General features: G+C 55.2%; 15 protein-coding genes. 11 read left to right on the plus strand and 4 right to left on the minus strand.

Translation table 11 applies throughout. From position 1 onward, the window contains the following. Positions 1-128 precede the first annotated feature (128 nt). From IEW12_RS22755 to IEW12_RS22800, 10 genes are all read left to right on the plus strand, one after another. Complete coding sequence (locus IEW12_RS22755; RefSeq protein ID WP_188568398.1) at positions 129-920, plus strand: SDR family oxidoreductase; 792 nt, start codon at positions 129-131, stop codon at positions 918-920. A 15-nt stretch (positions 921-935) separates the two neighbouring features. Beyond that, positions 936-1,394 carry a PaaI family thioesterase gene (locus IEW12_RS22760; protein ID WP_188568399.1) on the plus strand — a complete coding sequence of 153 codons (459 nt, stop codon included), beginning with the start codon at positions 936-938 and terminating at the stop codon, positions 1,392-1,394. 128 nt (positions 1,395-1,522) lie between these two features. Beyond that, a complete protein-coding gene (locus IEW12_RS22765; protein ID WP_188568400.1) occupies positions 1,523-2,521 on the plus strand; it encodes an NADP-dependent oxidoreductase in 999 nt (332 codons plus the stop codon). Positions 2,522-2,528: 7 nt separating this feature from the next. Then, positions 2,529-3,461: a glutathione S-transferase family protein gene (locus tag IEW12_RS22770; protein ID WP_188568401.1), complete on the plus strand. Its 933-nt coding sequence runs from the start codon at positions 2,529-2,531 to the stop codon at positions 3,459-3,461. A gap of 56 nt (positions 3,462-3,517) precedes the next feature. Beyond that, the gene (locus tag IEW12_RS22775; RefSeq protein ID WP_188568402.1) at positions 3,518-4,420 is read left to right on the plus strand and encodes an SDR family oxidoreductase; all 903 of its coding nucleotides are present in this window, start codon (positions 3,518-3,520) and stop codon (positions 4,418-4,420) included. 110 nt (positions 4,421-4,530) lie between these two features. Further along, entirely contained in the window at positions 4,531-5,427 is an 897-nt protein-coding gene (locus IEW12_RS22780; RefSeq protein WP_188568403.1) for an alpha/beta fold hydrolase, read from the plus strand. A gap of 5 nt (positions 5,428-5,432) precedes the next feature. Further along, a complete protein-coding gene (locus IEW12_RS22785) occupies positions 5,433-5,885 on the plus strand; it encodes an acyl-CoA thioesterase (RefSeq protein WP_188568404.1) in 453 nt (150 codons plus the stop codon). A 45-nt stretch (positions 5,886-5,930) separates the two neighbouring features. Further along, entirely contained in the window at positions 5,931-6,362 is a 432-nt protein-coding gene (locus tag IEW12_RS22790) for a GNAT family N-acetyltransferase (RefSeq protein ID WP_188568405.1), read from the plus strand. A gap of 483 nt (positions 6,363-6,845) precedes the next feature. Beyond that, on the plus strand, positions 6,846-8,570 hold the full coding sequence (locus IEW12_RS22795; protein ID WP_229751292.1) for a methyl-accepting chemotaxis protein: 1,725 nt from the start codon (positions 6,846-6,848) through the stop codon (positions 8,568-8,570). Positions 8,571-8,716: 146 nt separating this feature from the next. Further along, a complete protein-coding gene (locus tag IEW12_RS22800) occupies positions 8,717-9,727 on the plus strand; it encodes a hypothetical protein (protein ID WP_188568406.1) in 1,011 nt (336 codons plus the stop codon). Positions 9,728-9,745: 18 nt separating this feature from the next. Here the strand turns inward: IEW12_RS22800 and IEW12_RS22805 are convergent, their stop codons facing one another. The 4 genes from IEW12_RS22805 to IEW12_RS22820 are packed head-to-tail and all read right to left on the minus strand — an operon-like array spanning position 9,746 to position 12,856. Continuing rightward, on the minus strand, positions 9,746-10,060 hold the full coding sequence (locus IEW12_RS22805) for an Mpo1-like protein (RefSeq protein ID WP_188568407.1): 315 nt from the start codon (positions 10,058-10,060) through the stop codon (positions 9,746-9,748). A gap of 47 nt (positions 10,061-10,107) precedes the next feature. Then, positions 10,108-10,725: a LysE family translocator gene (locus IEW12_RS22810; RefSeq protein WP_188568408.1), complete on the minus strand. Its 618-nt coding sequence runs from the start codon at positions 10,723-10,725 to the stop codon at positions 10,108-10,110. A gap of 12 nt (positions 10,726-10,737) precedes the next feature. Further along, a complete protein-coding gene (locus IEW12_RS22815; protein ID WP_188568409.1) occupies positions 10,738-11,544 on the minus strand; it encodes an alpha/beta fold hydrolase in 807 nt (268 codons plus the stop codon). Position 11,545: 1 nt separating this feature from the next. Continuing rightward, entirely contained in the window at positions 11,546-12,856 is a 1,311-nt protein-coding gene (locus tag IEW12_RS22820; protein WP_188568410.1) for an O-acetylhomoserine aminocarboxypropyltransferase, read from the minus strand. A 305-nt stretch (positions 12,857-13,161) separates the two neighbouring features. Here IEW12_RS22820 and IEW12_RS22825 point away from each other — a divergent pair, with 305 nt between their 5' ends. Then, positions 13,162-13,611, plus strand: a complete 450-nt coding sequence (locus tag IEW12_RS22825) for a CBS domain-containing protein (protein ID WP_188568411.1) — start codon at positions 13,162-13,164, stop codon at positions 13,609-13,611. Positions 13,612-13,755 lie beyond the last annotated feature (144 nt).

The following is a 13,755-nucleotide window of genomic DNA, read 5'->3' on the forward strand; positions in this document are numbered from 1 at the left end:
TCAAGATGCTCACGTACCTAAAGTACGTTCCGCTCTTTGCGCTGCTCTTCGCCCCGCTGACGCCCGCTCGCTACAGATCTTAAACAGATTCTAAGACAACATTACACTGAAAATAACAGGAGACAACAATGACAACAGCACGCACCGTAAAACAATTATTCGACCTGACAGGCAAGACGGCACTGATCACCGGCGGCTCACGCGGCCTGGGTTTGCAGATGGCAGAGGCGCTGGGCGAGCAGGGCGCAAAAATCGTCTTGTCCTCACGCAAGCAGTCTGACCTGGACGAGGCTGTCGCGCATTTGAAGAGCCGCGGCGTAGATGCCAGCGCCATCGCTGCCGACCTGTCCAAAGAAGCTGCGATCAAGCCCCTGGTTGATGAAGCGCTGCAACGCCTGGGGCATATCGACATCCTGATCAACAATGCCGGCGCTACCTGGGGCGCTCCTGCGGAAGATCATCCGGTGGAAGCTTGGGACAAGGTGATGAACCTGAATGTACGCAGCATCTTCCTGGTGTCGCAAGAAGTGGGCAAGCGTTCCATGCTGCCGCGCAAGCAAGGCCGTATCATCAACATCGCATCGATTGCCGGCCTGGCCGGCAATGGCCCGGGCACGATGAAGACTATCGCCTATAACACGTCGAAAGCGGCGGTCATCAACTTTACCCGCGCACTGGCTGGTGAATGGGGACCATACGGCATTACCGTGAATGCGATTGCGCCGGGCTTCTTCCCCTCCAAGATGACCAAGGGTCTCCTGGAGCAACTGGGTGAGGAAAAACTGTCCAGGGAAGCACCGTTGCAGCGCATAGGCGATGATGAAGACTTGAAAGGTATCGCGATGCTGTTCGCGTCTGATGCCGGCAAACATATTACCGGCCAGACTTTGGCGGTGGATGGCGGCGTCTCCGCAGTATAAGCGAGGCACCATACCATGAGCGAAACCACGAGTTTGCCCATTGCCCAGCCTACGCAAGTCCTGAACCCGTTCTTGCATGACATGGGGGTCGAGTTTCTGGAAATGGAAAACGGCCGCGCCAGGCTGGCGCTGGACCTGACTGGGCGCCATATGAACAGCTGGCAGGTAACGCATGGCGGAGTCACGATGACGATGCTGGATGTCGTGATGGCGATGGCAGGCCGTTCGCTGAGCGACGACCTGAAAGGCGTCGTCACTGTCGAGATGAAGACTACCTTCCTGCAACCGGGCGGTGTGCCCGGCGGGCGCATAGAAGCAAGGGGGCATGCCTTCCATCGCTCTTCCACCATGTGTTTTTGCGAAGGCGAAGTCTGGAATGGCGACAAGCTGATCGCCAAGGCCATGGGGACGTTCAAATATTTGCGGCGCCTGAAGTCGGGCGAAAACATGAAGAAGCTTTACGGCAGCGATTAATTGCAATACCGATGAAACGCCGGTGGTGATGCCTATGCCGGCCGGCGTTTTAATCTTCTATCCAATGCAGGTATCAAGTGCCCGCAGCTCAGCGAAGCCAGGCACGCAACCAAAGAAATGAGACCATCATGACAGCTAGCTATCAACGTATCGTATTGGCATCCCGCCCTAAAGGCGCGGTCGTTCCTGAAAACTTCCGCCTGGAGACGGTGCCGGTTCCGGAATTGAAAGAGGGTGAGGTACTGGTTCGCAACCATTATCTGTCGCTGGACCCGTATATGCGCGGACGCATGGAGGATGCAAAGAGCTATGCTGTGCCGCAGCCTATAGGCGAAACGATGATAGGCGGCACAGTCGGTGAAATCGTTGCCACTAAAAATCCAAAATTTACAGTCGGCGACAAAGTGGTGGGTATGCTGGGCTGGTCGGAAATGGGTGTTTCTGATGGTGTGCTGCTGCGCAAAATCGATACAACACATATTCCGCTGTCCGCCTATCTGGGCTCGGTAGGCATGCCGGGCATGACAGCCTGGTACGGCCTGACGCAAATCATGCAGCCTAAAGCGGGTGAAACCGTTGTTGTATCGGCCGCCAGTGGCGCGGTAGGCAGCGTAGTCGGCCAACTGGCAAAGCAGATGGGTTGCCGCGTGGTGGGTATCGCCGGCGGTGCGGACAAATGTGCCTACGTTGTCAATGAACTGGGTTTTGATGCCTGTGTGGATTATAAGGCTGGCCAACTGAAGGCAGACCTTGCGGCAGCAACACCGAATGGCATCGACGCGGTATTTGAAAACGTCGGTGGCGAGATCTTTGATGCCGCGCTGGAACGCATGAATGCATTTGGCCGTATCGCCTTGTGCGGCATGATCGCCGGCTACGACGGCCAGCCTGTGGCAATCAATAATGCCAGGGTATTCTTGACCATGCGCCTGAGCATGCGCGGCTTCATCGTGTCCGAACATATGGACCTGTGGCCTAAAGGCCTGAGCGAACTGGGCGCGCTGGTCGCTACCGGTAAGCTGAAGTTCCGCGAGTCCGTCGCGCCGGATCTGGCCGCTGCACCGGAAGCTTTCATGGGCCTGCTGAAAGGGAAGAACTTCGGCAAGCAGCTGGTCAAGCTGATCTGAGGCTGACATGGCAGATCTTATTTTTCACCATTATCCGGTTTCGCCATTCTCGGAAAAAGTCCGCCTGATTTTCGGTTTCAAGCAACTGGCCTGGAAGTCGGTGATGATTCCCTCCATCATGCCCAAGCCGGATGTGGTGGCGCTGACCGGCGGTTACCGCCGTACCCCGGTATTGCAGATCGGTGCGGACATCTATTGCGATACTCCTTTGATTGCCGACGTGTTGGAAAAATTGGCTCCGACGCCGTCGCTATATCCTGCGGCCGTCGCCGGCCTAGGCAGGACCCTGGCGCAGTGGGCGGACACAACACTCTTCTGGACTGCGATTGCCTATACCTTCCAGCCTAGCGCGATCACCGGGATTCTGGGCGACATCACGCCGGAACAGATGAAGGCCTTCAGCATGGACAGGGCGGCGATGCGCGCCAATGCACCGCGCATGAGCCTGCCGGAAGCTGCCGGGCAACTGATGGAATATCTGCGCCGCCTGGAAGACATGCTGGCGTCGGGTTCGACTTTTTTGCTGGGTGAGGCTGCCAGCATTGCCGATTTCTCTGTTTATCATGCGCTATGGTTTGTGCGCCGGGTTCCTGCGGTAGCAGGTATTCTGGATGCCTATCCGACCGTGCTGGCATGGATGGACAAGATTGCTGCGTTTGGCCATTACCAAAAAGAAAAAATGACCAGCGAGCAGGCGATAGAGCAGGCGCGCAATTCCACACCTGCCGATACTTCAGGCTACGCGTTTGTCGATACGCATGGCATTGCGCTGGGAGAGCCCGTATCTGTCATGCCGACCGACTATGCATTCGATCCGGTAGTCGGCGAGCTGGTGATATGCAGCAGCAATGAATTTGCCATCAAGCGCAACGACGAACGCGCAGGCACGGTCGTTGTGCATTTCCCTCGCGTGGGTTTTCAAATGAAGCGTGCCGAATAAGCCGCACAGTGAATAATAAATAAAATCCAGTACCGATATTCAAAACAGGAGACAAGATGAAAAATTTCAAAGACAGGGTAGCAGTCATCACCGGCGGCGGCAGCGGCTTTGGCCGTGAATTCGCCAACATCGGTGCGCGGCTGGGCATGAAGCTGGTATTGGCCGATGTGCAGCAGGATGCGCTGGACAAAGCGAAAGCGGAACTGGAAGCACAGGGCGCTCAAGTACTGGCAATGCGCTGCGATGTGCGCCACGCGGAAGAAGTGCAGGCGCTGGCGGATGCGACGATGCAACGCTTTGGCTCCGTGCATCTGGTCTTCAATAATGCCGGTGTAGGCTCAGGCGGCCTGGTTTGGGAAAACACCCAGGCCGATTGGGAATGGGTGCTGGGTGTGAACCTGTGGGGCGTGATCCATGGCGTGCGCATCTTTACTAACCTGATGCTGGAATGCGCGAAGAAGGAAGCAGACTACGAGGGCCATATCGTCAATACGGCATCCATGGCCGGCTTGTTGAATGCGCCGACGATGGGGGTCTACAACGTCTCCAAGCACGCGGTCGTGTCCCTGTCCGAGACTTTGTTCCAGGATCTGGATCTGGTGCAGGCCCCGATAGGCGCATCGGTACTGTGTCCTTACTTTGTTCCTACCGGTATCAGCCAGTCTCAAAGGAATCGCCCTGGCGATGTTGCTGCCTCTGCACCGACTGCCAGCCAGCGCGCAGCGCAGGCCATGTCGGACAAGGCAGTTTCGTCCGGCAAGGTCAGCGCGGTCGATGTGGCCGAGATGACTTTCAACGCCATCCGCGACAAGCAGTTCTATATCTACTCGCATCCCGGCGCGCTGGGCAATGTGCAGGAAAGAATGGAAGCGATCATCACGCAAACCAATCCTGGCGATCCGTACAAGGCTGCTCCGCATATCCGCGACATCCTGCGGGAAAAGCTGAAAGCCGGCTAAGACCGACGCTGTTGATTGTTCGTTGATTGTTTGTTGATATTGATGGGCATGTGCCGGCTTGCCGTCCACATGCCTGTTTTTTTTGATTGGCCGGGAGCACGGGAGCACCTATGAGCACTATGATCAAATCGAATCAATTCGCATCTTTATCCAATGGCACGCGCCTGCACTATGCCAGCGCTGGTGAACAGGGCAAGCCATTAATCCTTTTCGTGCATGGTTTTCCAGAGTTCTGGTATGAATGGGCGGCCCAGTTGCCGGAATTCGGCAAGGACCATTTTGCCGTGGCGCCCGACCTCAGGGGCTTCAACCTGTCCGACATGCCTGCCGACCTGTCCGCCTATAAGGCAAAGCACATCGTAGATGACCTGCGGCTGCTGGCGGCACATCTGGGATACGAAAAATTTGTCCTGGTCGCGCATGACTGGGGCGGGGCAATTGCCTGGAACCTGGCCATCGCCTTGCCGCAGTTAGTGCACAAGCTGATCATCATCAATTCCCCGCACCCGTATTTGTTCATGCAGGCGCTGACAGGGGATTCTTCCCAGAAGTCTGCCAGCGGATACATGAACTGGCTACGGGCAGAGGGAGCGGAAGCGGCGCTCGCCAAAGATGATTTCGTGCTGATGGATGGTTTCTTCAATGGCATGGGACAGCCGCCTGCGGATTGGTATGACAAAGCTACCCAGGCCAAATACCACGAATGCTGGTCGCGCGGCTTGAGCGGCGGCGTCAATTACTACCGCGCCTCGCCTTTGCATCCGCCTACCGATGACAACAAGGGGCCATTGCAATTGAACTTGAAACCCGAAGACTTCAGGGTAAATGTGCCGGTGCGCGTGATCTGGGGCGAAAACGATAAGGCGCTTCCAGCCAGCCTGCTGAACGGCCTGGATACGTTTATCCCGGATCTGGAAGTTGTCCGCATCCCTGAAGGCACGCACTGGATCATCCATGAGCAGCCGGATAGGGTGAATGCGCTGATCCGCGGTTTTGTAGAGGCGTAAACCATATGGCACGTTCAGATTTTAAATTTTTCCATTCTTTGCGGGTGCGCTGGGCTGAAGTGGACATGCAAGCCATCGTTTTTAATGGCCATTACCTGACCTATTTTGACGTCGCTTTCACCGAGTACTGGCGGGCCACCGGTTTGCCGAATGCAATGGAGCAGGCTGCCGACGGCAAGGAGATGTTCGCCCGCAAGGCGACGATAGAATATATGGCTCCGGCGCGTTTTGACGATGTGCTGGATATAGGCGTGCGCTGCGCGGGAATAGGGCGCTCGTCGATACGTTTTCTGGTCGAAATCCATCTGGGCGACCAGCACCTGATTTCCGGTGAGTTGTCATATGTATATGCCGATACGGCCGTGCGTAAAGGCGTTGCAATACCTGGCCGCTGGCGTGAGATAATAAATGCTCTGGAAACCATCAAGCCGGAGGACCTGTCTACCCAGACCAGGTAGCCGGCCGTTGTTCATCAAACTGAGTAAGACTGCGAATAAAGCATCATGAATACAGAACTACATGTGAAACTGGGCGATTGGTCCAGCCTGCAAACAGACGCACAGGCGATACGCTATAAGGTCTTTGTCGTTGAACAAAAAATTCCTGCTGAGCTGGAATGGGATGTCAAGGATGCAGAATGCCTGCATGCTGTCGCCTATGACTCGCAACAGCAAGCGCTGGGCACTGGGCGCCTGTTGCCGGACGGGCATATAGGCCGCATGGCCGTTCTGGAATCTGCGCGCGGCCAGGGAGTCGGCGTGGCGATTCTGCAGGCCTTGATGCAGCAGGCCAGATTGCGCGGCGATGCCGAGGTCAAACTGAATGCCCAGGTGTCTGCCGAGAATTTCTATGGGCGCAATGGCTTTGTGCGTGACGGCGATGTGTTTGAAGAGGCCGGCATTCCCCATCTGCATATGCACCATCAATTCCCCTGATTTTTTTGCGGTAGCTAGTGGTGGCGGCTAGCGCAGCTTGATTGCGCAGGCCTGGATTGCTCAGCATTTCTGTGTGAGCTTTAGCATGTATCTCTATGCTGTTACTTCTACCAGGGTAACGGCGTCATTTGATTCCCCCGATTTTTGCACGTCTGACCGGCGTTCAAAACGGGGGTTTTCTTTTTGTGTTTCTTTTTACTAAAAATGTCAATCTGACATCGCAATTGCAAACGGCGTTAATAAAATGAATATACATATTTAGTATATAAATGTGAAATTCTCCTGGATGACCGTCGCTTTTTGTCGTCATCGGGAGTTATTGCCGCTTGGATAGCAATCCCCGAGCGGTTTCGTTGTAGATCACCCCTAAGCACTCGCCAATTTCTTACGCGTTAGATCTTTGCGCAATATTCGTTTTGCACGTCCAGGCAGCGAAGCATCAGGCATCGTTCCAATTTGTTTGTTCGCCATCAGGGGAAAGGTATGAATATGCAGAGTATGAAAGTGTCTACGCGTTTGAGCCTAGGATTCGGGCTTGTGCTGGTCATGCTGGTGATGGTCATATTCTTGTCTGTGAGCCGTATGGCGCAAATGCAGGACCGTATGGAAGAGATTGCCAATGTCAATAATGTGCAGTCCAAGTTTGCGTCCGCCATGTACCTGAGCATCACCGAGCGGGCGCTGGCTTTACGCAACCTGATACTGCTCAGTGAGGATGCCGAGATCCAGGTAGAGGTCAACCGCGTCAAAGTACAGGCAAAAAAATATGCCGACGCAGAGGATGCGCTGGCAAAAATGATGAGTGCCGATCGTAGCGCCAGCCGGGAGCAAACGGCCTTGTTTGACAATATCCGGACTCAGGCAAGGCTAGGCGATCCCTTGATCAATGCTGTACTCGACTTGGGCTTACAAAAGAAAAAAGATGAGGCATACAAGCTATTGCGCTCCGAATTCAGGCCGGTGCAAAAAAAATGGTGGGATTTGCTCAATGATTTTCTGGGCGTGGAAGAAAAGCAAAACGCTGAAGCCATACTGGAAGCTGAAAACGCCTACGCCAGCGCGCGCATCGTGGTATTTGTCTTCGGCGCTATCGCCTTGCTGGTGGGAGTCATGGCATCCGTAGGGATTACGCGCAGTCTTCTCAGACAGTTGGGCGGAGAGCCTGGGTATGCCGCCGACATTGCGGGGCGGATTGCTGCTGGCGACCTGGCCGTAGAGGTGATTGTTGCAGATAAGGACCACACCAGCCTGTTGTACGCGATGAGGGACATGCGGGACAAGCTGGCCAATATTGTCGGGCAGGTGCGCAGCGGCACCGATACAATTGCGACAGCCTCGCATCAGATTGCTTCCGGCAACCTCGACCTTTCTTCGCGCACGGAACAGCAGGCCGGCTCTCTGGAAGAAACGGCTTCCTCCATGGAGGAACTGACATCCACCGTAAGGCAGAACTCCGACCATGCGAAGCAGGCCAACCAGTTGGCGGTGTCTGCTTCTGAGGTTGCGGTGAAGGGCGGCACAGTCGTTGCCGAAGTGATAGATACGATGGGCTCCATCAATGATTCATCCAAAAAAATCGTCGATATCATCGGTGTCATAGACGGTATCGCCTTCCAGACCAATATCCTGGCCTTGAATGCTGCGGTGGAGGCGGCACGCGCCGGCGAGCAGGGACGGGGATTTGCCGTGGTCGCCAGCGAGGTGAGGAATCTTGCGCAGCGCTCGGCACAGGCGGCCAAGGAAATCAAGACATTGATCAATGACTCGGTACAGCAAGTCGACGTCGGCGCCAGGCTGGTTGATCAGGCCGGTGCGACCATGCAGGAGATCGTTGCCAGCATACGACGCGTGACCGATATCATGACCGAGATCATGTCCGCCACGCATGAACAAAGTTCGGGCATAGAGCAGATCAATCAGGCGGTCATGCAGATGGATGACATGACGCAGCAAAATGCCGCGCTGGTAGAGGAGGCTGCTGCCGCCGCAGGTTCGCTGCAAAGCCAGGCGAACAGTCTGGCCGAGGTAGTCAGCGCATTCAGGCTAAGTGGAATGCCCTCCGGGTACGCCGCAATTGAAAATGTCCGTCCGCTGCCACAAAAAGCAAGAGCAGCATTGCCGCATCCCTCTCCACGGCAAGTCAGGCAGGTGAAGAGCGGCAATGCCGGCATAAAGTCCAAGGCGGAAGAGGAATGGCAAACATTCTGACGGCGCTTGAGTATTCCTGGCCTGGCCGGTAGACCTGCTTGAGATAAGCTGGCAACAATGTTCAATACAGATTCCGTCTCACTCGAGACAGTGAGTACGAGTTGTGTCAATATCTGACTAAGGATGGCTTTGTCAGGTGACTTTACATGGATTCAGAAAAGCAAACCGCAGGGTCGCAGGCATGCGATTTTGATGTGTTCAACGGCGATGCCGATGGCATCTGCGCCTTGCACCAGCTCAGGCTGGCCGCGCCGCGCGATGCGAGGCTGATTACCGGGGTCAAGCGCGACATACAGCTACTCTCCAACTTATTGCCATTGTCGATGTCGCGATATGCGTGTGTGAAAGGCAGCCATATTTGCGTGCTGGATATCTCGCTGGACAGCAATCTCGATGCAGTAAAGTGCCTGCTGGATCAGGGCATCAGCATGACTTATTTTGATCACCACTCGGCGCCTGCAGGCTACGCCCATCCTTTGCTGGACCTGCACTGGGATGAGTCCCCAAATATCTGCACCAGCATTCTGGTTGACCGCTACCTGCAGGGCAGGTTCAGGCTATGGGCGATTACCGCTGCCTATGGCGATAATTTGTCCAGTGTTGCTGCCGGGATGGCAGCACAGGCCGGCTTGCCGGATGCCGCAAGCAAACAGCTATGCGAGCTGGGAAATTTGCTGAACTACAATGCCTACGGCGAGACCGAGGCAGATCTGCATATCGCTCCCGCCACGCTGTATCAGGATTTGCATCAATATGCCGATCCCTTCGACTTTATTAACCACTCCGGCAATTTCAGTTTGCTTCAGCAAGCCTATGCGCAGGATATGTGCTTGCTGCAGGATGTGCAGCCGCGCTGGATAAAAGAAAGCGGCGCCATCTATGTGCTTCCCAATCAGGCTTGGGCGCGGCGCGTGTCGGGCTTGCTGGCCAATAAATTGCAGAGCGAATGTGTTGACCGCTCTTTTGCCGTCCTGACCGAGAAACCGGATGGCTGTTTTATTGCCAGTGTGAGGTCTTGTGCGCCGGGACAAAAGACGGCACACGGCTTTTGTTCCTCTTTCGCCACTGGGGGAGGGAGGCAGGCCGCAGGCGGCATCAACCGCCTGGAGGCCTGTGATCTGGATAGTTTCGCCGCCAGATTTTTTGCCTATTTCTGACAGGTCCGGCAGCCGGTTTCAGGCCGGCTGAAAAGCGATCTTCCCGGTTAACAATTGCCAGTACATGACCCAGTCGCCCATTAATGAATATAAAGGTTGCTTGAAGGAGGCGGGCTTGTTTTTTTCAAAAACGAAATGTCCCACCCAGGCGAATCCGTAGCCACAAAGCGGCGCCGCCAGTAGCCACCAGGCATTCCCTGTACTAAGGGCGAGCACGATGGTGCTCAATACGAGGCTGGAGCCGACAAAGTGCAATTGCCTGCAGGTACGGTTGGAATGCTCGCTCAGGTAAAAAGGATAAAACTCGGCAAAGCTGGTAAATTTTTTTGTCATGGCGTCTCCTCCATTTTGTTTTAAATTTTATAGCTCGAATCTCTATTTTATACCGCAGCCACCAGTACGCCAGCCGCCAAGACCAGTGTACCGGCTATCCTTTCGGTAATCACGCTGTATTTAGGCTGCGTCGCCCAGTGGCTGGCCTTGCTCGCAAGCATGCCGTAACCAAGCAGGATAAAAAATTCCGGAATGATGGAGCAGGCTGCCAGTATGCTCATCTGCAAGCCTACCGGCTGCGATGGATCGATGAATTGCGGCAGGATCGCGACAAACATCAGCAAGGTCTTCGGGTTGGTCAGCTGTAGCATGACGGCGCCCGCGTAAATCTGCCTGCCGCTCAAAGGCTTGCCCTCCAGGCGTGACAGCGTGATCGGCGATGGCCTACCAAAAATTGCCGACAAGCCCAAATACACCAAATAAGCAGCACCTAGCCATTTGATCGCGAGAAACAGTGTGGGAGAGGCCAGGATCAGTGAGCCTATGCCGGTTGCCGACAGCGCAAAATAAAGGGCATTGGCGCTCAGGATGCCCAGTGTTACAAACAGCGAAGTGCGCCACCCCCTGGAGATTCCATATGCCACTACCATCATCACCGCCGGCCCCGGCGACAGCGATAATGCTGCTTCCGTCGCCGTAAACAATAGCCAGCTTTGCATCGTCATTGCCATGCCTGATTACGCCTTTGCAAACGAAAACAGTGCAGACAGTACGGCATCCGGTTGTTCCGCCATCAGCGAGTGGCCGCAGTTATCCAGCAGTGTGATGCCGGCGTGCGGAATGGCCTTGCTCAGCGTCGACGTCGCTTTGGGTGGCGTCATCATGTCTTTTTTACCCAGCAGGAACAGGGTAGGGCAGCTTACCGCCTGCGCAGCCTGCTCGCCATTGGCATAGCTGTTGCAGGCCGCAAAATCCGTATAAAAGACCTTGTCAGGATTGATGCTGGAGATGCGTTGCATCAGGCGCTGGCTGCCGCCCATCACATAAAAGCCCGGCCCCGGGCTGGATGGCTTGTGTGCAATGCTGGTATGCGACCAGATGTTGACCATGTCTATCGCCGTTTGTTCTTCATCCCTGGCGGCATTTAGCAGGGTATCGGATACCTTCATCGGATACGCGGTGCCCACCATGGCCAGTTTGCTAATGCGCTCACTGGCGCGGCCGCAGGTTTCCAGCGCAATCAGGGAGCCCATGCTGTGGCCCACCAGGCTGGCCTTTTGCACGCCTGCTGCATCCAGCAGCGCGATCAGCCAGTCGGACATCTGTTCCACGCTGGTCAGTGCCGCACCCTTGCTGCGGCCGTGTCCCGGCAAATCCACTGCCAGCACGCTGAAGCCGTGATGGGCAAAGTAGCGGGTTTGCAGTATCCACACGGAATGGTCGTTCTGTGCACCGTGGATAAAAACGACCGTAGGCAATTCCGGATTGAAGGCCTTGCCTCCTGTATAGCAATAAGCCTCATGTCCTTGTACATTCAATAGCATTTCAAGCCCCTTTCTGGGCGGCTTTCAGGCCGCGCGCCAGATCTTCCAGCAGATCGTCAATGTTCTCCAGGCCTACCGACAGGCGCATGGTGCCCTCAGTGATACCGGATGCAGCCAATTGCTCTGCCGGTACCCGGAAGTGCGTAGTGGAAGCAGGGTGGATAACCAGGGATTTGGCATCGCCTACGTTTGCCAGATGGGAGAATACGCCCAGCGATTCAACGAAACGCTGGCCCGCAGCGCGATTTCCCTTGATGCTGAACGAGAATACGGCGCCGCAGCCTTTCGGCAGCAAGGTCTTGGCCAGTTCATAGTCGGGATGGGATTCCAGCTCCGGATAAGAGACTGATTCCACTGCTGGATGGGCAACTAGGAATTCGACCACCTTGCGCGTATTCTGCACATGCCTGTCCATGCGCAGGCTCAGGGTTTCTATACCTTGCAGCACGGCAAAGGCATTATGCGGACTCATCACTGCACCGAAATCGCGCAGGCCTTCGCGCCTAGCACGCAAAGAGAAAGGCGCTACGGTGGATTCTTCGGCAAATACCATGCCGTGAAAACCGTCATACGGCTCGCACAGCTCGGCAAACCGGCCAGTTTTTTCATAGGCTTCTTGCCAGTTGAAGGTGCCGCCGTCCACCAGCAAGCCGCCGATTGCGGTGCCATGCCCGCACAGGAACTTGGTTGCGGAATGGAATACCAGGTCGGCGCCATGGTCGAAAGGGCGCAGCAAATAAGGGGTGGTGAAGGTGGAGTCCAGCATCAGCGGCAGGTAATGCTCATGTGCGATTGCAGCAACTTCAGGGATGTTCAATACGTCCAGGCCGGGATTGCCCAGGGTTTCGCCAAACAAGACCTTGGTATTGGGGCGTATTGCACTGCGCCATGCATTCAGGTCGCGCGGGTCGACGAAGGTAGTTTCTATGCCGAAACGTTTCATCGTGTAGGCCAGCAGGTTCTGTGAGCCGCCGTACAGTGCGCGGGACGCAACTACATGCGAGCCGGCGCCGGCGATCGTCGCCAGGCCCAAATGCATGGCCGCCTGGCCGCTGGCGACGGCAATACCTGCTACGCCGCCTTCCAGCGCGGCGATGCGCTCTTCCAATACCGCGTTGGTCGGGTTGGATATGCGGGAATACACATGGCCGGCGCGTTCCATATTGAATAGCGAGGCCGCGTGATCGGAATCCTTGAATACAAAGGATGAAGTGAAATGAATAGGGGTCGCGCGTGCACCTGTTGCCGGATCGGGTGCGGCACCGGCATGCAGGGACAGGGTGTCAAAGCCTGGATAGTGAGGGGCGCTCATAATGATGTTATTCTCCTAATTGCAGTGCGCCAATGCTACCATTTATTGTGCCGGTTTTGATGCGGTAAGCTGGCGGGCATCGCCCGGAAAGTTTTGGCAAACACGTGTAATATCAAGGGAATTCCTGCGCCGGCAGTTGCGGCGGGCAGTCTTCAAATGCCACGATTGGTGGTTGATTCGCGTTTGATTCGTGCCTGATTGCTGCTTTGGCGGGATTAGCGCTAGATTTTTTCAAGTGCTTGGGATACATTGGAATCAATACCTATAATAAATAAAGACGCTTAACGATGCGCAAAGGAGGAAACATGAAAGTCTCTGAAATTCTTCAGGTGAAGGGCAATATCCTGTTCACAGTGACTCCGGACACACCCATCGTGGAAGCTGTCAACGCGATGGAAGAAAAGGATATCGGTTCGCTGGTCGTGATGGAATATGGTGATCTGGTCGGTATGCTGACTTTCCGCGAAGTCATCAAGGCCATCCACCAAAATAACGGCGGATTGGGTACGGGTACCGTGCGCAAGCATATGGACGATGCTCCGCTGACTGTGACACCGGATACCGAAGTCAATGAAGTGCGCCGCATGATGCTGGAAAAGCATTCCCGCTACCTGCCGGTAATGAATGCCCGCACCTTGCTGGGCGTGATCTCGTTCTATGACGTCGCCAGGGCGGTATTGGAGGCGCAAAGCTTTGAAAATAAAATGCTGAAAGCCTACATCCGGGATTGGCCGGTTGAAGAGAATGAAGAATAAACTGGCCGCATCAATCAACTGATGACAGTCAAATCCGACAAAACCGCTCGCGGCGCTTAAATGCCCGAGCGGTTTTTTGTTGCCGCCGTTTTTAGCATTCAGTATTGCACGCACATTGTGTATACATTCGCATATACCATTTGC

The sequence above is a fragment of the Parundibacterium terreum genome, from assembly GCF_014636315.1.
GTDB lineage: Bacteria > Pseudomonadota > Gammaproteobacteria > Burkholderiales > Burkholderiaceae_D > Undibacterium > Undibacterium terreum.